Source organism: Pseudarthrobacter sulfonivorans, from assembly GCF_001484605.1.
GTDB lineage: Bacteria > Actinomycetota > Actinomycetes > Actinomycetales > Micrococcaceae > Arthrobacter > Arthrobacter sulfonivorans_A.
This window is the reverse complement of the sequence record NZ_CP013747.1, coordinates 525512-548967: the sequence shown is the minus strand read 5'-3', so window position 1 is coordinate 548967 and position 23456 is coordinate 525512. Positions and strand designations below refer to the sequence as shown.

At 65.8% G+C, this 23456-nt stretch carries 19 protein-coding genes; 8 read left to right on the top strand and 11 right to left on the bottom strand.

Going from position 1 to position 23456, the window contains the following annotated elements:
- Nucleotides 1-38 precede the first annotated feature (38 nt).
- Both AU252_RS02405 and AU252_RS02400 read left to right on the top strand, forming a co-directional pair.
- Nucleotides 39-482 (top strand): VOC family protein, encoded by a 444-nt coding sequence (locus AU252_RS02405; RefSeq protein WP_058929362.1) that lies wholly within the window; start codon nt 39-41, stop codon nt 480-482.
- Nucleotides 461-1009, top strand: coding sequence for a GNAT family N-acetyltransferase (locus AU252_RS02400; RefSeq protein ID WP_058932701.1), 549 nt, complete (start codon nt 461-463; stop codon nt 1007-1009). Before AU252_RS02405 ends, AU252_RS02400 begins: the two co-directional genes overlap by 22 nt.
- Before the next feature lie 267 nt (nt 1010-1276).
- Here the strand turns inward: AU252_RS02400 and glnA are convergent, their stop codons facing one another.
- Nucleotides 1277-2701: a type I glutamate--ammonia ligase gene (glnA, locus tag AU252_RS02395; protein WP_058929361.1), complete on the bottom strand. Its 1425-nt coding sequence runs from the start codon at nt 2699-2701 to the stop codon at nt 1277-1279.
- Nucleotides 2702-2985: 284 nt separating this feature from the next.
- Here glnA and AU252_RS02390 point away from each other — a divergent pair, with 284 nt between their 5' ends.
- Nucleotides 2986-3423, top strand: coding sequence for an RDD family protein (locus AU252_RS02390; protein WP_058929360.1), 438 nt, complete (start codon nt 2986-2988; stop codon nt 3421-3423).
- A 137-nt stretch (nt 3424-3560) separates the two neighbouring features.
- Here AU252_RS02390 and AU252_RS02385 read toward each other — a convergent pair whose 3' ends face one another.
- The 4 genes from AU252_RS02385 to lipB form a co-directional block, all read right to left on the bottom strand.
- On the bottom strand, nt 3561-3917 hold the full coding sequence (locus tag AU252_RS02385; RefSeq protein WP_058929359.1) for a DUF3817 domain-containing protein: 357 nt from the start codon (nt 3915-3917) through the stop codon (nt 3561-3563).
- Between the two features lie 101 nt (nt 3918-4018).
- Nucleotides 4019-4771 (bottom strand): DUF4191 domain-containing protein, encoded by a 753-nt coding sequence (locus AU252_RS02380; protein ID WP_058929358.1) that lies wholly within the window; start codon nt 4769-4771, stop codon nt 4019-4021.
- An 86-nt stretch (nt 4772-4857) separates the two neighbouring features.
- Nucleotides 4858-5865, bottom strand: coding sequence for a lipoyl synthase (gene lipA / locus AU252_RS02375; protein WP_058929357.1), 1008 nt, complete (start codon nt 5863-5865; stop codon nt 4858-4860).
- Nucleotides 5862-6530: a lipoyl(octanoyl) transferase LipB gene (gene lipB, locus AU252_RS02370; protein ID WP_058929356.1), complete on the bottom strand. Its 669-nt coding sequence runs from the start codon at nt 6528-6530 to the stop codon at nt 5862-5864. The genes lipA and lipB overlap by 4 nt, the downstream gene beginning before the upstream one ends.
- A gap of 137 nt (nt 6531-6667) precedes the next feature.
- Between lipB and AU252_RS02365 the strand changes: the two genes are divergently transcribed.
- Nucleotides 6668-8593: a serine/threonine protein kinase gene (locus AU252_RS02365; protein ID WP_058929355.1), complete on the top strand. Its 1926-nt coding sequence runs from the start codon at nt 6668-6670 to the stop codon at nt 8591-8593.
- A gap of 54 nt (nt 8594-8647) precedes the next feature.
- Here the strand turns inward: AU252_RS02365 and AU252_RS02360 are convergent, their stop codons facing one another.
- A complete protein-coding gene (locus AU252_RS02360; protein ID WP_058929354.1) occupies nt 8648-9541 on the bottom strand; it encodes a TIGR01777 family oxidoreductase in 894 nt (297 codons plus the stop codon).
- A gap of 74 nt (nt 9542-9615) precedes the next feature.
- Here AU252_RS02360 and AU252_RS02355 point away from each other — a divergent pair, with 74 nt between their 5' ends.
- Nucleotides 9616-13110 (top strand): S41 family peptidase, encoded by a 3495-nt coding sequence (locus AU252_RS02355; RefSeq protein ID WP_058929353.1) that lies wholly within the window; start codon nt 9616-9618, stop codon nt 13108-13110.
- Nucleotides 13111-13234: 124 nt separating this feature from the next.
- Here the strand turns inward: AU252_RS02355 and AU252_RS02350 are convergent, their stop codons facing one another.
- The 5 genes from AU252_RS02350 to AU252_RS02330 form a co-directional block, all read right to left on the bottom strand.
- Nucleotides 13235-13663 (bottom strand): OsmC family protein, encoded by a 429-nt coding sequence (locus AU252_RS02350; protein ID WP_058929352.1) that lies wholly within the window; start codon nt 13661-13663, stop codon nt 13235-13237.
- 232 nt (nt 13664-13895) lie between these two features.
- Nucleotides 13896-14246 carry a hypothetical protein gene (locus AU252_RS02345; protein WP_058929351.1) on the bottom strand — a complete coding sequence of 117 codons (351 nt, stop codon included), beginning with the start codon at nt 14244-14246 and terminating at the stop codon, nt 13896-13898.
- A 162-nt stretch (nt 14247-14408) separates the two neighbouring features.
- On the bottom strand, nt 14409-16127 hold the full coding sequence (gene sucB, locus AU252_RS02340) for a 2-oxoglutarate dehydrogenase, E2 component, dihydrolipoamide succinyltransferase (RefSeq protein WP_058929350.1): 1719 nt from the start codon (nt 16125-16127) through the stop codon (nt 14409-14411).
- 124 nt (nt 16128-16251) lie between these two features.
- Nucleotides 16252-17634, bottom strand: a complete 1383-nt coding sequence (gene lpdA, locus AU252_RS02335; RefSeq protein ID WP_058929349.1) for a dihydrolipoyl dehydrogenase — start codon at nt 17632-17634, stop codon at nt 16252-16254.
- A 282-nt stretch (nt 17635-17916) separates the two neighbouring features.
- Nucleotides 17917-19443 carry a leucyl aminopeptidase gene (locus AU252_RS02330; RefSeq protein WP_058929348.1) on the bottom strand — a complete coding sequence of 509 codons (1527 nt, stop codon included), beginning with the start codon at nt 19441-19443 and terminating at the stop codon, nt 17917-17919.
- A 260-nt stretch (nt 19444-19703) separates the two neighbouring features.
- Here AU252_RS02330 and AU252_RS02325 point away from each other — a divergent pair, with 260 nt between their 5' ends.
- From AU252_RS02325 to AU252_RS02315, 3 genes are all read left to right on the top strand, one after another.
- Nucleotides 19704-20642 carry a proteasome assembly chaperone family protein gene (locus AU252_RS02325; RefSeq protein ID WP_058929347.1) on the top strand — a complete coding sequence of 313 codons (939 nt, stop codon included), beginning with the start codon at nt 19704-19706 and terminating at the stop codon, nt 20640-20642.
- Between the two features lie 69 nt (nt 20643-20711).
- Nucleotides 20712-22073, top strand: a complete 1362-nt coding sequence (locus AU252_RS02320; RefSeq protein ID WP_058929346.1) for an MFS transporter — start codon at nt 20712-20714, stop codon at nt 22071-22073.
- Nucleotides 22074-22154: 81 nt separating this feature from the next.
- On the top strand, nt 22155-23414 hold the full coding sequence (locus AU252_RS02315) for a DUF4192 domain-containing protein (RefSeq protein ID WP_058929345.1): 1260 nt from the start codon (nt 22155-22157) through the stop codon (nt 23412-23414).
- The last annotated feature ends 42 nt before the right edge of the window (nt 23415-23456 follow it).

The following is a 23456-nucleotide window of genomic DNA, read 5'->3' as shown; positions in this document are numbered from 1 at the left end:
GCAGACAGGTGCCGCGGTGCGGTGCTAGGTTGGGGGCCATGGCTACGCAAATCTACCTGAACCTGCCCGTGAAGGATCTGAAGCGGTCCGTCGATTTCTTTACCGCCCTTGGCTTCTCCTTTAATCCGGACTACACCGATGAAAACGCGACCTGCATGATCATCAACGACAACGCGTTTGTGATGCTCCTCGTGGAGGGTTTCTTCAAGACGTTCACCTCCCGGGACGTGGCCGATGCCACCACTTCCACCGAGGCCATCACGGCTTTTTCTGTGGACAGCAAGGAAGCCGTGGACGAAACGGTACGCAAGGCGCTGGCCGCCGGCGGCACCCCGTCCCAGGAGGTCCAGGACTACGGCTTTATGTACAACCACAGTTTCCAGGACCCGGACGGCCACCTGTGGGAAGTCATGTGGATGGACCCTGCCGGCCCATCGGCCGAGGGTGGGGCTCCCGCCGGATCCGACGGACAGCTGACCTGAAAACCCGAGTTGATTCCGTCTGGCTCATTGCCCTGGATGACCTCAGTGCGGATGCGCTTGCCATCCAGTTGGGTGAGGTGGCAAACATTGAGCTGGGTCCAGGGCAAAGCAACTTCGTTGGTGACCCGCTTCGCATGGTCCTGGCGGGACTGGAGGAGGATTCGCGGTTCCCTTATGTCGTGGAGGCTGCGGGCTACGCTGTGGGCGTGCTGACCCTCCAGGCCGGTGCCGCGCGCCTGGCCGGCTGGCCGGACGAGGATTCTGCCTGGCTGTTGCGGGGTTTCCTGATCGACAGGCGCCACCAGGGGCAAGGCCTCGGGCCGCTGGCGGCAACGTCCGCGGTGGAGGCGGCCGCGAAACTGACCGCCAGGCGCGGAACCCACGAGGCCGGCGTCGTGCTTTCCGTCAACGAAGCCAATCCGACCGGGTTGTCCGCGTACAGGACCGCCGGCTTTGTGGACCAGGGGCAGTACCTGGGCGGCAGTTCCGGACCGCAACGGATCATGTACCGGAGCTTCACGGGATAATTCGTCCAGACACGGCGGCCGGGCATTGCCTCCGGCTCCACATTGATCGATCATGTGGATTGGCGGTGTTCTTCAAACCTTGTTGGGGGGAAGGCTTGAAAAGTCTTCGTCTCGGGGAGCACATGTCAGGGGGCTGGCTTCTGGTCTCAGCACGTCTGGAGTCAGCCCCCACCTTAAGGACAAAAAAGTCCGCCCGGCCTGCAGCATTGACGCTGGCAGCCCGGGCGGACTTTTTGGCGGACTGAACGGGTTCAGCCGCGGATCTGGCTAGACGCCGTAGTAGAGCTCGAACTCGTACGGGTTCGGGCGCAGGGACAGCGGGCGGATCTCGTACTCGTACTTGTACTCGATCCAGGTGTCGATCAGGTCCTGGGTGAACACGCCACCGGCCTGCAGGAACTCGTTGTCCTCGCGCAGGGCTTCCAGTGCCTCTTCCAGCGAGCCCGGAGCCTTCGGGATGTCCTTGGCTTCCTCGGCGGGCAGCTCGTAGAGGTCCTTGTCGATCGGAGCCGGCGGTTCGATGCGGTTGCGGATGCCGTCAATGCCGGCCATCAGCTGGGCAGCGAAGGCCAGGTACGGGTTGGACGAGGGGTCCGGAGCGCGGAACTCGATGCGCTTGGCCTTGGGGTTGGAACCCGTGATGGGGATACGGATACCGGCGGAGCGGTTGCCCTGCGAGTACACCATGTTGACCGGAGCTTCGAAGCCCTTGACCAGGCGGCGGTAGGAGTTCACCGTCGGGTTGGTGAAGGCGAGGACGGCCGAGGAGTGCTTCAGCAGGCCGCCGATGTACCAGCGGGCCATGTCGGACAGGCCGGCGTAGCCCTTTTCGTCGTAGAACAGCGGCTCGCCCTTGGTCCACAGCGACTGGTGGCAGTGCATGCCCGAACCGTTGTCGCCAAAGACCGGCTTCGGCATAAACGTCACGGACTTGCCCCAGGCGTCGGCCGTGTTCTTGACGACGTACTTGAACTTCTGCAGGTCATCTGCCGCGTGGGTCAGGGTGGTGAACTTGTAGTTGATTTCAGCCTGGCCGGCGGAGCCTACCTCGTGGTGGCTGCGCTCGACCTCGAGGCCTGCCTCGTCCAGGGCGATGCACATGGCGTCGCGGAGGTCAGCCTGCTTGTCGGTGGGGGAAACCGGGAAGTAGCCGCCCTTGATGGGGGTCTTGTAACCGAGGTTTCCGCCGTCTTCTTCGCGGCCGGTGTTCCAGTGTGCTTCTTCGGAGTCGATCTTGTAGAAGCTGCCCTCGGGGGAGGACTGGTACTGGACGTTGTCGAAGACGAAGAATTCGGCTTCCGGAGCGAAGAACGCGGTGTCGGCGATGCCCGTGGAGGCGAGGTAGGCCTCAGCCTTTTCGGCCACGCCGCGGGGGTCGCGGTGGTAAGGGTCTCCGGTGCGGGGGTTCACGATGGAGAAGTTCAGCGCAAGCGTCTTCTCCATGCGGAAGGTGTCCAGGAACGCTGTGGTGACGTCCGGGATCAGCTGCATGTCCGATTCGGCGATGCCTTGGAAACCGCGGATGGAGGATCCGTCGAAGAGCTGGCCGTTGACGAAGAAGTCCGCGTCGACGCTCTTTGCCGGCACGTTGAAGTGCTGCTGCACACCCGGGAGATCGGTGAAGCGGATATCGACGAATTTAATATCTTCGTCCTTGATGAACTTGAGGACTTCGTCCGCAGTCTTGAACATCTATGCTCCTTACGCATATGTAATAACTGGCTGGCAAGCCAACTGATCCAGCGCAATCCAAAGGGCAGGGAAACCAAGTTTCCCTGCTTGGCAGGTATTGCTTGAAACTGCTATCAGCCTATGGACACGTCATTTCCCGTCAGTGTCCACATTGTTTCGGGCAGGTTACAGAATGCCCTGATCAGGTTACAGAATTGTCCTGATCAGGTAACGCTATCCGGTGTCCAGAGTGTGGTCCAACGGTTTCCACTCTGTGGTCGGCGGTGAGTCGGTAAGCTTGGACGGTGGTAGATCGCAATGACATTGGCTCCTGGCTCAGCGGACCGGACACGTCCGGCATCTCAAAGTACCCGGGGGAGCGCCTGGGGTTGCCCGAATCCGGTTCCGGTTCAATCGCCAGGGCGGGCAGGCGCATCCTCGCCATCGTCCTTGACTGGGGGATTGCCTTGCTGATCAGCAATTTTGCCTTCGGCGGTGACTCCTGGGCCACGTTGGCGATTTTCGCCGCGGAACAGATGCTGCTTGTGGGCACCCTGGGTTATAGCATCGGCCACCGCGTGGCCGGGATCCATGTGCTGCGGCTGGGCGGCGGGCCCGCGGGTCCAATGGCTGCCATGGTGAGGTCGCTGCTGCTGTGCCTGGTGATTCCCGCCGTAATCTTCGATCCGGACCAGCGGGGACTGCACGACAAGGCGATGAATACCATCCTCGTGCGGCGCTAGCAGTAATCAGGAACCCGGCGGTGCCGGTTCGCCGGCACCTGACGCCCCCGAACACCTGACGGCCCCGAACACAAGACGGCCCCGAACACCTGACAGCCCCGAACACCTGACAGCCCCGAATACAGGGCAGTGCGCCGTCAGACCCCCGCTGTTTCCTTTGTCGCGGCAGGAACGGCCGTGCCTGCCGTCAGGTGGCCGCGCTTTCCGGCCCAGCGTTCGAACGCGATGGTGGCGAACGGGAACACTGCAGACAGTCCCGCGAACAGGGCCACAACGAAGGGCCACCGCTGGAGCCGCCACAGGGCGAGGGCGGCGACGCCGTAGCCCACAAACAGCGCGCCATGGATAGGTCCGGCGATCTCCACACCCAGTTCGGTGGTCTTGGCGACCCACTTGAAGTACATGCCCGCCAGCAGGGCAGCCCAGCTGAAGGCTTCGGCAACCGCCAGGATGCGGAAGGCGCGGATAACAAGGGTTCTCACGGGAATCGTCATGTAGCTATTTCCAATCAATGTACCCGCCTGGTTCGGCGGCGTCCGGCAGACAAAAACCGCCCTGGTTCCGGCAAAGCCGGAACCAGGGCGGTTCAAGGGTCTTAGCGTCCGCGGTTGGGGCGCGCTTTGTAAGGGTCGATTCCCTTGGGAATCGGGAGGCGGTTGCCCAGCGAGGAAATGCGCTTGGAGACGGCATTCACCTCAAGCTTGGTCAGTTCGTTCTTGAGCTTGCCCATCTTCTTGGCTACCTGGCTGATGGGAACCTGGCCCTCGCCCTTGCCGCTTTCGATCATGTGGACCGTGACGTTCGGGAGGATGCGCGCGAGGCGCTTGCGCTCGGCGTCGAGCATTGGCTTGACGCGGATGGTGGGGCCTTCGCTGACCAGGACGACGCCGGGACGGCCGACGGCGCGGAACACGGCGTCCTGCGTGCGCGGGTTGACGGCAACCGGCTGGTCCTCGGTGATCCAACCGCGCTTCAGCGTGCCCAGTGCCGCGCCGGAGGCTCCGGGCTGGTTCTCAATCTGGGCGAACGCGGCGCGTTCGGCACGACGCGAGAGGATCAGGGTGGCGCCGAGGAGGCCCAACGGAATGCCGATCAGCAGGCCGGTGATCCAGTTTTCCAGCCAAAAACCCACCAGGAAGCTGACAGCCACAACACCCAGGAACACCAGCAGCATCAGCCACGGGACCATGGGATCATGGCGGCGGGTCATGTTAAAGACTTCGCCGATCTGCTTGAGCCGGCTGGGCTTCTTGACCTTTGCTTCTTTTGGCTTGCGCGAGAAGAGGCCACGCTTCGGGGCGTCAGAGGCCGCCGGAGTGCTGTTACTGGAATCAGGGGAGTTCGCCATAGTTCCTCAATTCTACGTGATTTATGCCTGAGGGCCGGACGCCGGAGAATGTCCGGTGCCGGCCCTCAGGGATAGCAAACTACGGCTTAGGCGCGGGCTGCCAGCAGTGAGCTGGCTTCCTGGCGGGTGCTGCCGGAGGACTCGATATGGGCGAGTTCGGCGGGGATTTCCCAGCCCTTCTTGCGCATCGCGGTGGCCCAGAGCCGGCCGGCCCGGTAGGAGGAACGGACCAGCGGCCCGCTCATCACACCGAGGAACCCGATCTCGTTGGCCTCGTCCTGCAGGTCCACGAACTCCTGGGGCTTGACCCAGCGGTCCACCGGCAGGTGCCGTTCGGAGGGGCGCAGGTACTGGGTGATGGTGATCAGGTCACACCCGGCCTCGTGCAGGTCCCGCAGGGCTTCGGAGATCTCCTCACGGGTCTCGCCCATGCCCAGGATCAGGTTGGACTTGGTCACCATCCCGAGCTTGCGGCCCTGGGTGATGACATCCAGGGACCGGTCATACCGGAACGCGGGCCGGATGCGCTTGAAAATCCGGGGCACGGTCTCGACGTTGTGCGCGAAGACCTCCGGCTTCGACTCGCAGATCGCCGCGATGTGCTCGGGCTTGCCGGAGAAGTCAGGGATCAGCAGTTCGACGCCGGTGCCCGGGTTCAGCTCGTGGATCTTCCGGACCGTCTCGGCATACAGCCAGACACCCTCATCGGCCAGGTCATCCCGGGCCACCCCGGTGACCGTGGCGTAGCGCAGCTGCATGGCCAGGACCGACCGGGCCACCTTCGTGGGCTCGAACATGTCCACCGGGGACGGCTTGCCCGTGTCGATCTGGCAGAAATCACAGCGCCGGGTGCATTCGGACCCGCCGATCAGGAACGTGGCTTCCTTGTCTTCCCAGCACTCAAAAATGTTCGGGCAGCCGGCCTCCTCACACACCGTGTGCAGGCCTTCCTTCTTGACCAGGTTCTTGAGCTGGACATACTCCGGACCCATCTGGACCTTCGCCTTGATCCACTCCGGCTTCCGCTCCACAGGTACTGCAGAGTTGCGCTGCTCAACGCGCAGCAGCTTCCGGCCTTCTGGTGCCAGTGTCACAGGAGTGCTCCCTCAGGGCTTGAAACGAGTGCTTCTTCGTGCTTGCGAAATTCTTCCACGAACCGGTCCGCGATATCGCTCGGGGCGATGTTCCTGGCGGTTTCGATGGACATGGTGGTGACGCTGGCGTCGGTGATGCCGCAGGCGATGATCTGGGCATAAGGCGCCAGATCATTGTTGCAGTTAATGGCCACGCCGTGCATTGTGACCCCGTCCAGGACGCGGATGCCGATGGCTGCAATCTTCCGGTCCGGGCCCTTGCTGTCCGCCGTGATCCATACTCCGGCGCGTCCCTTGATCCGCTCTGCGCTGATGCCATAGTCGGCCATAACAGCGATCATGACGGCTTCGAGCCGCTCAACGTAGTCTCGGATGCCTGACCGGTTCTTCAGCTTGAGGATCGGATACGCGACCAGCTGGCCGGGGCCATGCCAGGTCAGCTTTCCGCCGCGGTCCACCGCCACGACGGGCGTGCCGTCCAACGGGCGCTCGTGCTCTTCTGTCAGCTTGCCTGCTGTATAGACGGCGGCATGTTCAAGGATGAGGACGGTGCTGGGTGCCTCGGCGGCGACGACCTTGCCGTGGATCCCGCGCTGCAGGTCCCAGCCGCGCGTGTAGTCAACGAAGTCCGGGGCGAGACCCACCTGTGAAAACTCAAGAGTCATGCCGTCCAGCTTAGACCCCGATCCGTGAGGGGTCCGGTTATAGTGGCGGACCTCTCATGCGACCGGCGGATCCAGTGGATGCCCATCGTCTGTGGATAACTTCTGCAGGTAATCCCGGATTCCGCTAGACATGAGTCATGGATGATTTCACTGCCCCCGTGGTTCCCGGGTTCCTGGTGGGCCGCGTGTTGGGCCGCGGCGGAAGTTCAACTGTGTGGCTGGTTACGGACGAAAGGTCCGGCCGCGAGTTTGCGCTGAAATGCCTCGGTGTAGGGCACAGCGGCGCGACCGGTCCCGGCGAAGGCAGGGAAACCGGGGCCGACGCCGAGGAGGCCATCCGCCGTGAAATCCGCATTCTTTCTGTCCTTGACCACCAGCACCTCATCAAAGCCCACGACGCCCTCCGTCTTCGCGAGCCGGCCGGATCAGCAGTGACGACCGGAGGGACAATAGGGCTGCTGCTGGATTACGCGCCCGGCGGTTCCCTCGGAGAGCTGGTCGGAAGCAGGGCCAAGCTCACCATCGGGGAGACGGTCACCGTGCTCACCCCTATTGCCCAGGTACTTGGCTACCTGCACGGCCAGGGGTTCACCCACGGTGACGTATCGCCCGGGAACGTCCTCTTTACAGGCCATGGCAAGCCAATGCTGTCCGACGTCGGCATCGCCAGGATGGTGGGTGATGTTTCGGCAGTGCCGGACCATGGCACCCCGGGGTTCATGGATCCGGCACCGGTGGACGCCGTGAGGGCGGGGCTGCAGCCGGAACGCGACGTTTACTCGGTGGCGGCGCTGGGGTGGTACTGCCTTACGGGCCAGCCGCCACGCCGTACCGCCGACCGTCCGCCTCTTTCCCTCCTGCTCCCTGACGTTCCAGTCGAGCTGGCCGCGGCCCTGGAGGCTGGCCTTAATGAGGACCGGCGGCTCCGGCCCACGGCTGTTGAGCTGGCGACGGCGGTCTACCGCAGTGCCCCACCGTTGCCGGTGGACCTCGCCTCCTCCGTCCACGCCACGGTTATCCCGCAGCTGCTGACGCGGCGCCCCGTCCCGGAACATCCCGGCGGCGCGCTGCGGAATGGTCTCCGGGCCTGGCGGCGCCGGATCTCGACGTCGCGTTGGTCCGGGCTGGTGGGGGTGCGGCAGGTCCTTCCGTTCCCGGCTGGGGAGAAAGCGGAGATGCCCGTGGTGCGCGCACCGGAGCCCCGGGCAACAGAGGCCAGCGCACCTGAGGCCAGCCGCGTCGCCGCAATGGTCCAGGCTGTCGACGGGGAAAAGCCGGCGCCGCGCGGCAGGCATGCCGTGGAATCTGGCCCGAACGATGAAGAACAAATCCTCGGGGCGAAGCGTCGGACGGTGGCGTCGCAGAAGGTGGTGGGCCCCGGACCAAACCGGCGCGGCGGGCGGGTGGGGATGGCCGGACGCAATCGGGGCACGGTGCTGCTGGCGGTGGGAGCCGGTGCCATCGTGGCGGGAGCCATCTGGGCCGCTGGCGCCTTTGGGCCGGAGGGGCCGTGGGCGGTGCCCGCCGGACCAGGGGCGGTCGCTGCCAGTGCCGGCGACAGGACCGGCGCACGGGCAGAAGCGGAGAGTGCGGAGACCGGCGAGGGTGTCACCGGCGAGCTGGACACCATGCTCGCCGCCGCAGGAGTCCCGGCCGACGCCGCGGCCCAGCTGGACTCGGCGGACCCGCTCGAAGCAGTCAGGGGATTGGCCGCCGTGAGGTCCCTGGCCTTCAGTTCCGGCCGGCTGGAGCTGCTGGATCTGGTTAATGCCCCAGGATCGGCGGCCTCTGCCACGGATGCAGGCCTTAAGGCCGAGTTCCAGGAGTCAGGCCACGTCCTGGCCGGATTCACGAGCTCCGTAGCGGATCTGCAGATCCAGCCCGGCAGTCCCTCCGGCCAGGTTGTTGTCAGTGTCACGTCAGCCACGTCGCCCTATGAGGAAAGGGACGCTTCCGGAGCGATCGTGGCGGCCGGCGCCCCTGCAGCCGCCCAGAACCTCCGGCTGGTGCTGGTCTCCGTTGACGGCCGCTGGCGGATCACGGACGTCCTTCCCGGGACCTGACTGGTTGCCTCAGCACGTTGCCTCAGCCTGTTGGCTCAGCCCATTGACTCAGGCTCAGTGCTTGCCGGCCACCCAGGCAGCGGCCTGGGCCAGTGACGGGTGCTGCCACTGGAAGCCGGCTGCTTCCAGTGCCGCCGGTTCCATCCGCTGGCTGGGAAGGATGAGTTCATCGGCCAGCTGACCCAGGACCAGGCGCAGGGCCGGCGAAGGCACCCGGAAAAATGCCGGCCGGTGGAGCGCGGATGCCAAGGCGCCGACCAACGCGTTGACGTCAGCGCTTTCGGGGGCGCAGACGTTGACCGGTCCGTGGAGCCCGGAGTCAGCGAGGAACATAAATGCTGCGGCGACGTCCGGAAGAGTGATCCACGGCCAGTACTGCCGGCCGTGGCCGAGTGGACCGCCCACCCCGAGGCGAAGCAGCGGCAGCAGCCGGCCCAGCGCGCCACCTGCAGGGCTGAGAACAACACCGGTGCGTGGTGTGACCACGCGGACGCCGGCCGGCGCCCGATGGGCGGCGGCCTCCCACTCGACGCAGATACGTGACAGAACACCCGAGCCAGGCGACGCGTTCTCCCTGAGCTGGGCGGACCCGGAATCGCCGTAGTACCCGGACGCCGACTGGCTGATAAACGTGCGCGGCGGGTCGTCAAGCGTGGCCATGGCCGCGGTCAGGGTGCCGGTGGCTGCCAAGCGCGAAGTCATCAGCTCGTCGATCCGTCGTCTGGTCCAGGGTCTGTCCCCGATCCCGGCACCGGAGAGGTTGACCACTGCGTCCGCGCCGGCCAGCGCCGCCGGATCCAGGCGGCGCGCTGCGGGGTCCCAGCGGATTTCGGCCGCGGACGTGGGCTCGCGTCGGACGAGAGTGGTCACGTCATGGCCGGCCTCTCGCAGCGTTGCGGACAAATGGGTCCCGATCAGCCCTGAGGCCCCGGCAATGACGATGTGCATGATCCATCTCACCACGGCCCGCACGCCGTCGGTACCTCCCCGGGACCGTACCGGGAGTTGACTATGATCGAACGATGACTTCTTCGAGCTACTTCCGGTTTCCGCATGTCCACGGCGATCTGGTCACGTTTGTGGCAGAGGACGACGTGTGGATCGCGCCGCTCAGCGGCGGCCGCGCCTGGCGGGTTTCGTCACTGCAGCTGCCCGCCCGCAATCCGCGGTTTACGCCTGACGGCAAACGGCTGGTCTGGACTGTCGTCCAGGGAACCGCCCCGGAAGTGGTCTCGGCGGAGGTGGACGGCGGTGGCTACCGGCAACTGACGTATTTCGGCCACGCCACAACCAAGGTCAAAGGCTTCACGGCAGCCGGCGATGCAGTAGTGACCAGCGCGTTCCGCCAGGCTGAAAGCCGGCATACCTACGCTTACAGCGTCCCGGTCGACGGCGGGTCGGCTGAGGAGCTCCCCTTCGGACCGGTCGAATCCGTGGCCTTTGGTCCGGAAGTGGGGGACGAGCGGCCGGTTGTCCTGGCCAGTGTGCTCTCCCGTGAACCGGCCTGGTGGAAGCGGTACCGCGGCGGTACCGCGGGCAAGCTCTGGATTGACGCCGACGGAAACGGGGAGTTCGAGCGCCTGGTTCCCCACCTCGACGGAAACCTCGCAGATCCGATGTGGGTGGACGGGCGCATCGTGTTCCTGTCAGACCACGAGGGTTACGGAAACCTGTACTCGGTGCTGCCCGGCGGCGGCGATCTTCGACGGCACACCGACCACGAGGACTTCTACGTCCGGCACGCGTCCACCGACGGTGGGCGTGTCATCTTCGAATCCGCCGGTGAGCTCTGGATCCTGCACGATCTGTCCTCTGCCGCGGTACGGCTGGACATCTCGCTGGGTTCCGCGTCGCAATCGCGTCGCCCGGGCTTGCTGAAAACCTCCAAACATCTGGGCACGGTGGTGCCGGATGACAGCGGCTCCGCCAGCGCAGTGGAGGCCCATGGCACCCTTCACTGGCTCCGTCACCAGGACGGCCCCTCCCGTATCGTCGAGGCCACCCCGGGTGTCCGGGCACGGCTCCCCAGGCCGCTCGACGGCGGCCGCCTCGCTTACGTCGCCGATCACGACGGCGTGGAGGCGATCTACATCAAGGAGATTGCCGCGCAGGTTCCCGACACTGTGGTCCCTGCCGTCACGGCAGCCCCGGCTGCCGTGCCCGCTGCAGCCGCCCGGGACCAATCGGAAGCGCCACTGCCGCGCCCGGTTCCCGCGGCGGCATCGTCCGCACCGGTGACTGCCGACGTCGTTGTTCCGGTGCCTGATGACTCCCGGGCCGATGTCTCCCCGGCCGACGCCGCCCACGGCCCGTCGGAAGCCGCCGCCAAAGCAGGACGGTCCGGTCTGCCGACCCGCATCGCCTTCCCGACGCCGTCACGCGCCAGCGCCCTGGAAGCGAGCCCCGATGGCCGGTGGCTTGCCGTGGGGACCTCCTTCGGGGATGTCTATGTGGCGGACACAACCACCGGTGTGCTTTCCCTCGTCACCAGCATCGGCGAGGGCAGCATCGCGGAACTCGCGTGGTCTCCTGACTCCCAGTGGCTTGCCTGGTCCGAACCTGTCACCTCGTTCGGCTCCCGGAGCCGGCTCCGGCTGGCCAATGCCGCGGACCTGGCGGGCGGCATTGTCGAGGTCACTGACGGCCGTTTCTGCGACGGGTCCCCAAGCTTCACGCCGGACGGCAAGTTCCTGGCCTTCCTGTCCAACCGCAGCTTTGATCCGGTGTACGACGGCCACTCGTTCGACCTGTCCTTCCCCAGCCCCATCAAGCCGTACCTGGTGGCACTGGCTGCCACGACGCCGTCGCCGTTTGGCCCCGCTGTTGACCTGTCCCCTGCCGCAAACACGGACAGCGCGGACACCACGGACGCAGACACCGCGGCAGGTCCCGCGGTCCGCGTGGATCCGGCCGGGCTGGCCCACCGTGTCATCGGCGTTCCGGTGCCCCAGGGCAACTACACGTCACTCACGTCAACGGAGGGTGCACTGCTATGGCTGGACTGGGCCCTGGCAGGCGTCACCGGCGACGGCAAAGCCAGCCAGGAAGACAAGGACGCCCGCCCCAGCCTGGTCCGGTTCGACCTGGCCCGCCGGAAGTCCGCCACGCTGGTGGAAGCCCTGGACAGCTACCGGCTCTCCGGCGATGGCAAGAAAGTAGTGCTGGTCAACGACAAGCAGGTCAGCGTGGTTCCTTCTGCTGCCAAAGCCGATGAGGAATCCGGCCAGCTGGTCAAGGTGGACCTGGGCCGCATCCGCGTGATGATGGATCCCCTTAGCGTCTGGGGCCAGGCGTTCGACGAAGCCTGGCGCCTGCAGCGCGATTTCTTCTGGGCCGAAGACATGGCAGGACAGGACTGGGAATCGATCCACAAGCGGTACCGTCCGATCGTTGACCGGTTGGGGTCCCACGACGACCTGGTGGACCTGCTCTGGGAGCTGCACGGGGAACTGGGGACCTCGCACGCCTACGTCCGGCCCGCAGCCGTCACGGAAAACGGCAGCAATGGCCAGGGACGGCTTGGCGCAGACTTCACATTCACACCCGCGGGCTGGGAGATCACCCGCATCCTGGCCGGCGAGTCCTCGGACCCGCTGGCCACCTCGCCGCTGACCCGGCCCGGTGCTGCCGCCATGGCCGGGGACGTAGTACTGGCTATCGACGGTGTGCCGCTGTCCGCCACGGTGAGCCCCGCTATGCAGCTGGTGGGCGCCGCCGGACGGGCTGTGGAGCTGACATTACGCAACGGAGCCGGGCATGGAGTCGAGGCAGGGGAGCAGCGGAGGATCGCTGTGATCCCGGTCAAGGACGAGGAGCGCCTGCGCTACCAGGAGTGGGTGGCCGCGAACCGCGGGATCGTCCGGGAGGCCTCCGGCGGCCGCTTCGGTTATTTGCACATCCCGGACATGATGGCCAACGGCTGGGCGCAGCTGCACCGCGACCTGGACACCGAAACTGCCCTGGACGGACTCATCGTGGATGTCCGGCGGAACCGTGGCGGACACACGTCCCAGCTGGTTGCGGAGCTGATTGGCCGGAAGGTCACTGGCTGGAGCATGCCCCGCGGCGAACGTCCGCGGACCTACCCGCACCACGCGCCGCGGGGTCCGGTGATCATCCTCGCCGATGAATTTGCCGGGTCCGACGGCGACATCATCACTCAGGTCTCCAAACTGCGGGGGATCGGCCCGGTGGTCGGCACGCGCACGTGGGGCGGTGTGGTGGGGATCGACAACAGGTTCTCCCTGGCCGACGGTACCGGCGTGACCCAGCCGCGGTACGCCACCTGGTTCGGTGGCGGCGTGGGCTGGTCCGTGGAAAACTACGGCGTGGATCCCGACATCGAGGTGCTCTACCCGCCGCACGCTTATGCAGCCGGCAGGGACCCCCAGCTGGAATACGGGATCGGTGCGCTCAAGGAAATGATCCAGGAGCTGCCCACGGACAAGCCCCCGGTCCGCGAGGGCTACCGCCGCCTCAAGCCCGCACCGCTTCCGGCCCGCCGGCACGGCGAATAAGGCCGGCCCGGCGCCACAGAACAAAGAAGGCCCTGCCCCTCCCGGTTAGTCCGGGCGGGGCAGGGCCTGCTCTGTCTCAGGAGCGGTCAGCGTCCATAGCGAACGCGGCAGCCACCGGAGCGGATCAGGATTCCAGGGACGCGTCCAGGGTGATCTCGATGCTGGCCAGCGCGCCGGAAACCGGGCAGCCGGTCTTGGCCTCGCCGGCGATCCGCTGGAACTCATCTTCGGAGATGCCGGGAATCTTTGCGGACATGGTCAGGTGGCTCCCGGTGATGCCGGTGCCGGGAACGAACGTCACGTCGGCTTTGGTGTTGACTTCTTCCGGAGCATGTCCGGCCTGGGCGAGCATATTGCTGAACGCCATCGAGAAGCAGCTCGCGTGCGCTGCGGCGATCAGTTCTTCCGGGCTGGTCTTGCCCTCGGCCGCTTCGGTGCGTGCCTTCCAGGTAACCTCAAATGTGCCCAGGCCGGAGCTGTCCAGCGTGGTCTGACCCGACCCCGTCATCAGGTCGCCGTTCCATACTGTGTGCGCGGTGCGTGTTGCTGCCATGTCCACTCCTCAAAGTCGGTTCGAACCGGGACCGGCCGTTGCCTGGCCCCGCCGGTTCCAATCCTAGGGATTGAGCGGCGGCCGTGCACAGGGTGTCCGCTCTCAGTGGATTGTGACTGTGCAACCCAGCCGCCTGGCGGCTTCGTGGCGGTCACCGCTTGGCCGTTAAACAGCGACGGCGCCGCACCCCACAGAGGGGGAGCGGCGCCGTCGTGAGTGGTTCAGCCGGCGTTCAGTTCCACAGCGTGGCGATGGCCACGTTGAGCAGTGCAAGTCCGCCAACTCCGTGGGCCAGACCCTTGCTGATGTCTTCGCCCTTTTTGTATTTGCGGCGTCCGATGAAGGCCAGCACGCCAACGGCCAGGGCGATCGCGAACTTGATGCCCAGCTTGAAGTAGTTCGCGTCCATGTCCAGGGCCGGGATCAGGCCCATCAGCACAATGCCGGTGATGAGCTGAAGAGCTGCGCCGTCGAACTGCCGGGGGTGGACCGTGGGGGTTTTCATGTTCCCGATCCAGATGCCGACGATCATGGCGGCGCCGACGATGTGCAGGAAGACCACGATGTTGTACACGATAATCATGCGACCAGTCTACGCAGGGGTTCTACATCATGTAGTAAGGCCGGCCGCAGAGTTTCTGTGTCGGCGGAGACAGCGCTGCGCCTTAAACCGCGACGGCGGTGCACGCCTTCCGGTGGTTTCCCACCGGCGCGTGCACCGCCGTCGTGCGGTTCTGGCCTGGGGCTAGAGTCCCAGGTCGGCCTCGAAGGCGCCTTCCTCAAGGCGGGCCTTCAGGGTCTGGAGGAAGCGGCCCGCATCCGCGCCGTCCACCAGACGGTGGTCGTACGTGAGGGACAGGTACATCATGGAGCGGATGGCGATCGAGTCGTCACCGTTCTCATCGGCCACCACCACGGGGCGCTTGACGATCGCGCCGGTGCCCAGGATGCCGACCTGAGGCTGGTTGATGATCGGGGTGTCGAACAGGGCGCCGACCGAACCGATGTTGGTGATGCTGAACGTTCCGCCGGACAGTTCGTCCGGGCCGATCTTGCCGTCGCGGGTGCGCCCGGCAACGTCGGCGATCTTGGCTGCCAGTCCGGCCAGGTTCAGGTTGCCGGCATCGGTGACGACCGGAACCAGGAGGCCCTTGTCCGTGTCCACTGCGATCGCCAGGTGTTCGGCGTTGTGGTACGTGATTTCCTGCTTGTCCTCGTCATAGGCAGCGTTGAGCTTGGGGTGCTGCTTGAGGGCCTCGGCCACGGCCTTGGCAATGAACGGCAGGAAGGTGAGCTTGACGCCGTTCTGGGCCAGGAACGAGTTCTTGGCCTTCAGGCGGAGCTTGGCCACCTTGGTCATGTCCACTTCATGCACCTGCGTGAGCTGCGTGGAGGTTTCGAGGGATTCGCGCATGCGGCGGGCAATGACCTGCCGGATGCGGGGAGCCTTCTGCGTGGTGCCACGCAGGGAGGAGGCTGCCGGACCGGCCGGAGCGGCGGACGGCTTGGCCGGTGCAGCTGCGGGGGGAGCGGCCTTGGCTTCTGCCGCGGCGAGGACGTCCTGCTTGCGGATGCGCCCACCGACGCCGGTGCCGGACAGTGATGCGACGTCAACGCCGTGCTGGTTGGCCAGTTTCCGGACCAGGGGAGTCACGTAGCCGGACTCGCCGCCGGCGGCAGGCTCGGCCGCGGGTGCCGGGGCCGTAACGGGAGCAGGTGCCGCTGCCGCGGCAGGTGCCGCCGGAGCCGCCTCTGCCTTGGGTGCTTCGGGTGCCGGTGCCGCTTCGGGTGCAGGCGCGGCGGCGGGTGCCGGCGCTGCTGCTGGTGCCGGTGCGGGGGCTGCAGGGGCTGCCGCGCCGGAGCCGATGACGGCGAGGACGGCGCCAACTTCGGCGGTTTCGTCTTCGTTGACCCGGATTTCCTGCAGCGTTCCCGCGACGGGGGACGGGATTTCGGTGTCAACCTTGTCCGTGGATACCTCGAGCAGCGGTTCGTCCACTGCAACGGTGTCGCCCACGGCCTTCAGCCAGCGGGTGACAGTTCCTTCGGTGACGCTTTCGCCCAGTGCCGGGAGGGTGACGTCGTGGCTTTCGCCGTCCGAAGCTGCGGGTGCAGCCGCTGCGGGAGCTTCTGCAGCCGGTGCTTCTGCGGCCGGGGCCTCTTCAGCCGGTGCGGCCGGGGCTTCCTCGGCCGGTGCTGCTGCTTCGGGGGCTGCGCCGCCGCCGGAGCCGTCGCCGATACGGACCAGGGGAGCGCCTACTTCGGCGGTCTCGTCTTCGGCTACGAGGATTTCCTCGATGATGCCGGCAATCGGAGAGGGGATTTCGGTGTCTACTTTGTCGGTGGAAACCTCGAGCAGCGGTTCGTCCACCTCTACCCGGTCACCTACCTGCTTGAGCCAGCGGGTGACGGTTCCTTCGGTGACGCTCTCACCGAGGGCGGGCAAGTTAACGGATTCAGACATGTCGTCCCCGTTCTCCTTATTGATCTTTTGTGCGGATGATGGCTGGCTTGTTCGAGCTTAGTGCACCCGGCGGGTCACGCCGGGTGCACCAAGCCCTGTTGTCTTGCTGTGCTGCTGGCTGTAATTAGCCGTGTAGCGGGCGACCGGCCAGGGCCATTGCGGCCTCGCCGAGTGCCTCGTTCTGCGTCGGGTGCGCGTGGATGAGTCCGGCAACATCTTCCGGGTAGGCTTCCCAGTTGACGATCAGCTGGGCTTCGCCGATCTGCTCGCCGACGCGGGTGCCGATCATGTGGACGCCAACAACCGGGCCGTCTTTTTCGCGGACGAACTTGATGATGCCGCCCGTGCCCAGAATGGCGCTCTTGCCGTTTCCGGCCAGGTTGTATTCCGTGCTTTCAACCCTGTCTTCGCCGAACTTCTCCTTGGCGGCCTTCTCGGAGTATCCCACCGAGGCAATCTCGGGATCGCAGAAGGTGACCTTGGGGACGTTGATGTCGTCGACAACCACGGGCTTCATGCCGGCAATTTCTTCGGCGACGAAGATGCCCTGCTGGAATCCGCGGTGTGCCAGCTGCACGCCGGGAACGATGTCGCCGACGGCGTAGACGTTGCCGACGCCGGTGTGGAGGCGCTCGTTGGTGATGACAAAGCCGCGGTCAATGGTGACGCCCGCTTCTTCGAACCCCAGGCCCGCCGTGGACGGTCCGCGTCCGACAGCCACCAGCAGAAGGTCCGCTTCGAAGGTCTTGCCGTCCACCAGGGTGACCTTGACGCCGTCGTTGTCCTGCTCGACGCCCTGGAAGAAGGTGCCGGTGTTGAACTTGATGCCGCGCTTCTTGAACGTGCGCTCCAGGACCTTGATGATCGAAGCGTCCTCGTTGGGCACCAGGGACGGCAGGCCCTCAACGATCGTGACGTCCACGCCGAAGGACTTCCATACTGAAGCGAATTCGACGCCGATGACGCCGCCGCCCAGGACGATGACGCTCTTGGGCACGTAGTCCATCTTCAGGGCTTCGTCAGAGGTGATCACGCGGCCGCCGATTTCCAGGCCCGGAAGGGAGCGGGAGTAGGAGCCGGTGGCGAGGACGATGTTCTTGCCCTTGTAGGCCGTGCCGTTCACGGTGATGGTGTCCGGGGCGGTGAGCTTGCCTTCGCCCTCAATGACGGTGATGCCCTTGCCCTTGATCAGCCCCTGCAGACCCTTGAACTTACCGGCAACGATGCCGTCCTTGTAGGCGTTCACGGCGGTCATGTCGATGGACTGGAGCTCCACGTTGACGCCGTACTTGGCGCCGTCGCGGGCGTGGTCGGCAACTTCTGCGGAGTGCAGCAGGGCCTTGGTGGGGATACAGCCGTTGTGCAGGCAGGTGCCGCCCAGTTTGGCCTTCTCAACCAGACCAACGGTCAAGCCAAGCTGTACGGCACGCAGGGCTGTGGCGTATCCGCCGCTGCCGCCACCTAGTACCAGGATGTCGAATTCTTGCGCAGTTGCCTGATCGGCCACTTAGACGCTCCCTCGCGTGAACGATGACGCGATCGTGCGCATCATCTGGTCTTGGAACTTGTACTGCCGTGATTATGTCAGCAGGCAGGTTCTCGTGCATTTGTGACTACCGGGGTTCACCTTAGCGAACCCCTCATCCATGCTCCACCTTGGCGCCGCCTTTGTGGGGCGCTTGTGTCGAGTGTCACGCGGCCATGTGGCCAAGGGATCACGGCCGGTTCTGCGGTCGCAGGTCAACGGCCGCGTGACAACTCAAGGGCGCAGGTCAGGGTTCCCCCGGGGTTAGGCGGCAGCCGCCAGGATGTCCTCCACGTATGCAACCAGTGTGCGGACCGTGCAGCCCGTGCCCTGCTTGTGGGTGTAGCCGTAAGGGCTTCCGTTGTTGAAGGAGGGGCCGGCGATGTCGATGTGCGCCCAGGGGATCTGCTCCCCGTCTTTGCCCTTGCCCACAAACTCGCGCAGGAAAACAGCCGCGGTCATCATGCCGCCGTGGCGCTCACCGATATTGGCGAGGTCGGCCACCTGGGAGTCGATGCTCGGGCGCAGTTCCTCCGGCAGCGGCATGGGCCACACCAGTTCGCCGGCACGGTCGGCGGCGGCCTTGAGCGGTCCGGTGACACTGTCAGAGCCCATCACGCCGGCGGTCCTGTTGCCGAGGGCGATGAGCTGCGCACCGGTGAGGGTGGCGACGTCGATGATGGCGTCAGGGTATTCGAGGCTCGCCGCGACGATGCCGTCTGCCATGACCAGGCGGCCCTCGGCATCGGTGTTCAGCACCTCAACGGTCTTGCCGCCGAACATGGTAAGGACATCCGCCGGCCGTGAGGCCGCACCGGAGGGCATGTTTTCTGCGATGCAGAGCCAGGCGGTCGCCTTCACCGGCAGGCCAAGTCCCGCGATGGCCAGCACTGTATTAAGGACGACGGCGGCGCCCGCCATATCGCTCTTCATGTCACCCATGCCAAGGGCCGGCTTGATCGAAATTCCGCCGGTGTCGAACGTGATGCCCTTGCCCACCAGGGCGATTTTTGCGGTGGCCTTTGCGGGGGCGTATTCGACCTTCACCAGGCGGGGCTGTCGCGTGGACCCCTTGCCCACGCCCATGATGCCGCCGAAGCCTTCTTTTTCGAGGCGCTTTTCGTCCCAGACCGTGACCTTAATAGGCAGGCCTTTGGACAGTTCCTTGGCGGCCTCGGCGAAGGATTCGGGGTAGAGGTGGCTGGGCGGCTGGTTGACCAGGGACCGCGTGGCGTTGACGGCTTTGCCGATCAGGCCTGCCCGCGTCAGAGCAGAGCGCAGCGCATCATTGGCGGTAACGTCCGTGTAGATCACTGCGTTGCGGACCGGATCCTTCAGCCCGTCGTTGGACGACCGGTACTCGGTGAACGAATAGGCTCCCAGGGCGGCACCTTCGGCGACCGCCGCAACGTCGGCGACTCCCGCCGTCGGGAGCGCGAGGACAACGGTGGGCAGGCCGCTGAGCTGGCGGACGGCGGAACCTGCGGCGCGCCGCAGGGCCTCTTCGGTCAGCGGGCGGCCAGCGGCCACCTTGCCGACGCCGGCGAGGACCAGGACCCCGGAACCCGTTTCCGGCAGGCCGGGCAGCCGGACGACCTGGTCAGCGGCGCCGGTGACGCCCAGGACCTTCAGGGAGTCTGTGAGCGCTTCAGCCGATTTTGCGGTCAGCGGATTCTCAAGCAGGACGGGGCCGTCCGATCCCTGTCCCACGCCGATGACAACGGCGTCACTGGGGGTCCTCTTCAGGTCCTTAGCGAGGGTACTAAGGTTGATTTCAGTATTCTTGACCACGGGGTAAGTCCTCAATTCTCGAATAGGCTGTTCGCGCTGGTATGGATGTCAGGCGCTCGGCCATGGAAATCCGGCGGCCGTCCGATCGGGACGTCGCCGGGGTGCCGGTAAACCCGTCCGGCGGGCCATTCACGATCGTAGCCGCTGCGGGCCGCGGCAGCGGAATCTCCTGAGACCTGCGCCACACCCGCTGGCGGAATTCAGAGGTGCCTGGCCGCGTTGTACAAGATATTCACCCGACTCCTTGAAAGGACGACGCCGTGCTTGAACGGATTTCCGGTTCCCTGCTGGACCCCGATGCGCTCTATGCGAGCAACATCGAGCTGTTCCACAGCCCGGCGCTCCGCGGGCTGAACCTGGTGATGGGTTTCACCGGCTTCGCGGATGCCGGCCACGTGGTGAAGCAGATCAATGTTGAGCTCCTGGACACCCTCGACGCGGAGACGGTGGCGGTGTTCGACGCCGACCAGCTCATCGACTACCGGTCGCGGCGGCCCCACATCTCCTTTGTGGAAGATCACTTGCAGGACTATCAGCAGCCGAAGCTGGCGCTTTACAAGCTGACGGACGGGCTCGGCAGCCCCTTCCTGCTGCTGGCCGGTTTTGAACCCGACCTTCAATGGGAGCGGTTCGCGCGCGCCGTCGTCGGCATTGTGGAAAAGCTGGACGTAAACCTCGTGACCTGGATCCACTCCATTCCCATGCCGGTGCCGCACACGCGCCCGGTGGGTGTGACCGTCCACGGCAACCGTCCGGAACTGATCGAGGGCATCTCGGTCTGGAAGCCCACCGTTGACGTTCCGGCGGCCGTGGGCCACATCCTGGAGCTGCGGCTGATGGAAGCCGGGCGCAATGTTGCCGGCTACGTGATCCACGTTCCGCACTACCTCGCTGAGGCGGAATACCCGCCGGCCGCCGTAGCCGGACTCGAATTCCTCGGTGCCGCAACGTCCCTGATGTTGCCGGCGGACCGGCTGCGCGAAGCGGGCCGGGAAGTGGGCCGCCAGATCGCCGAGCAGGTGGCCGCCTCCGAAGATGTCCAGCAGGTGGTCACCCGGCTGGAGGAGCGGTACGACGAGAAGGCCGAAGGCACCGTCCGGCGCTCCCTCCTGGCCGATGAAAATGACGAACTGCCCAACGGGGACGAGCTGGGCGCGGCAGTGGAGGCTTACCTGGCCCGCGAGAACCCGCACCCGTAGCCCGCCACACGGCGTCCGCCTGGCAGACGCGTGCCCTGGTCCGGGCAGCAGCCCGGGCATAATGAGGGGGTGACTGCACCCCGAGCCTGGCTGATCTGGACCATCGGCATCTTCGCCTACCTTGTGGCCGTCTCCCAGCGCACGTCATTCGGTGTGGTGGGACTTGAGGCCACCGAGCGGTTCCATGCCGGCGCGTCCGCCATCTCCTTCTTTACGGTGCTGCAATTGCTGGTCTACGCCGGCCTGCAGATCCCCGTGGGCCTGCTGGTGGACAGATTCGGCTCGCGCGCCATGATCGCCGGTGGAGCCGTCCTGATGGGTCTTGGCCAGCTCCAGTTGGCCTTCGCCGACACCATCCCCGGCGGTGTGGCGGGGCGGGTTCTGGTGGGCGCCGGGGACGCCATGACCTTTATTTCCGTGATCCGCCTGATTCCGTTGTGGTTCGCGCCGGCCAGGGTTCCCCTGGTCACCCAGCTGACGGGCATGTCAGGCCAGCTCGGGCAGCTTTTCAGTGTGCTTCCCTTCGCCTTTGTCCTGCATTCCTTCGGCTGGACCTCCGGTTTCCTGATGCTGGCGGGAATGGCGGGCGTGGCGGTTGTCCTGGTGCTGGTGCTCTTGAAGGACCATCCGCCCGGTGCGCCCGCGCCGCAGGCGCAGCAGGGGTTGAAAGCCACGGGCGCCTCGCTCGCGCGGGCCTGGCGCCAGCCGGGTACCCGGCTGGGGATGTGGAGCCACTTCACCATCCAGTTCAGCGGCACGGTCTTCGCCATGACCTGGGGATATCCGTTCCTGATCTCGGGGCAGGGCCTGGATGCCGGAACCGTGGCCGGCCTGATGACCCTGTACGTTGCGGCGGCGATGGCGGTGGGCCCCTTCATTGGGCAGTTCGTCTCCCGTCACCCGCTTCGCCGGTCAACGATGGTCCTGCTCATCGCCGGCGCCACGGCCGCTGCCTGGGCCGCGGTGCTGCTGATGCCTGGCCGTTCCCCGCTATGGCTGCTGGCGTGCCTGGTGGTCGTCCTGGCCATCGGGGGGCCAGGATCGATGATCGGGTTTGATTTCGCGCGGACGTTCAATCCGGCGCACAGGATCGGTACCGCAACGGGCATCGTGAATGTGGGCGGCTTCATCGCGGCCCTCGTGGCCATCTTCCTGATCGGCCTGGTGCTGGACGTCCTGCTGGCCATCGGCTATTCCGGCGGCGTCCTGTACGGGCTGGAACCGTTCCGGATCGCACTCAGCGTTCAGTTCCTGCTGCTGGGCTTTGGCGCCGCCATGACGATTGTCTGTCGGCGCAAAGTACGGCGCCAGATGGCAGCGCAGGGTGTTGTGGTGCCGCCGCTCCTTCGGGCCATGGCGCAGCAGCGGCGGGCGAACCTGGCCCAACGTCGCCAGCCGTCCGAGTCCAAGGACCGCGCGGACAAAGACTGACACCTTTCCTGCACAGGCAGGTTATTCACATACGGTAAGTTGGCGCTTCACCGCGGCTCGCGCTGGGCCAAAGCTGGAACCATGAAACCTTCAGAACACCTGACCATCCGAGGCCCTGAAGACATCCTCGGGTTCATTCCGCATTCCCTGGGCTACTGGCCGGCCGACAGCCTGGTTGCGATGACCCTGCAGGGGAACCGGCTGGGAGCGACCCTGAGGCTGGATCTTCCAGGCCCGGAATCCCTCGCGGACCCGCGGGACTACGCACGCACGGTGCGCGATTATCTCCTGGCTGACGAGAATGCCGATGCCGCCCTGCTGGCCTGTTTCACCAACGACGGCTGGATGGAACCACCTGGAACATACCGCGGGCTATTGGATGCACTCCAGACAGTCCTAGGGGCCGCGGGGATGCCGGTGCGGGACGCCTGGTATGTCGGCGACGCCTTCTGGCGTGATGCTTTTTGCACCGATCCGTACTGCTGCCCCTCGCCGGGCCGGTCGGTTCAGGCGATCCGGGACAGCATGCTTAATGCCGAGATGGTCTTCCGCGGCAGCAGCGTCGGGCCCGCGCCGGAAGACGGGGCGCATCCTCCACCCCTGCTTTCCGGCGAGGAACGGGCAGCCGTCCTTGCCTCTGAGGCCACGTGGGCGGCACAGCTGGACCGGCGACGGGGGAGCAGGGAACAGTTCGGCCAGCTGATGGTCCAGTGGGAGGTCCTGCTGGCCAACGAGCCTGGGCCTCTGCCCGTCAATGACGTTGCCTTCCTACGCGCGTCGCTCCGGGTCCCCGCCTGGCGTGACGCCGTCCTGGTGATGGCCGCCGCCGGTCAGGCGGCTGCCCTGGCGGGTGCCGAGATGTTCGGCATCTTCGATGTCGGCTGCATCCTGGCTCCGGTGGGGCCCGTACTCCCGGGGCCCTTACCATCCGGACTTCCAGCGTCGGGAGCCGGACTGACAGGACGGGAGCCTGCCGGAACGGGTGCTACCGGACCCGGCACTCGCAGCATGCAGGGCATTCCAGGATATGGCGAAGTCCTGTTGGGACTGGACCCGGTGGTTCCTGCCTGGCACACCCTTAACAGCCTGGACGAAGTGCTGGAACAGCTGTCGGCGTGCGGCGGGCAGGCCGGTGCAGCCGCGCTGACCGGGCGTGGGTGGATCGCGTGGTGCAGGGGGAGGGGCTCCTACGCTGCTGCGTACCTCGGCCGCGCCCTTGACGAGGAGCCAGGCTACCGGCTCGCCGAACTCATGCTTGAGCTGGTCCGGCGCGGCACCCTCTGCGGCTGGGCTGCACGGAAGGAGGCCGCCTGGCGGAAATTCGAACCGGATGCAGCCTGACCGGATTCCGCCTGGCCGGTTTGGATGGGGGCAGCCCTGAGG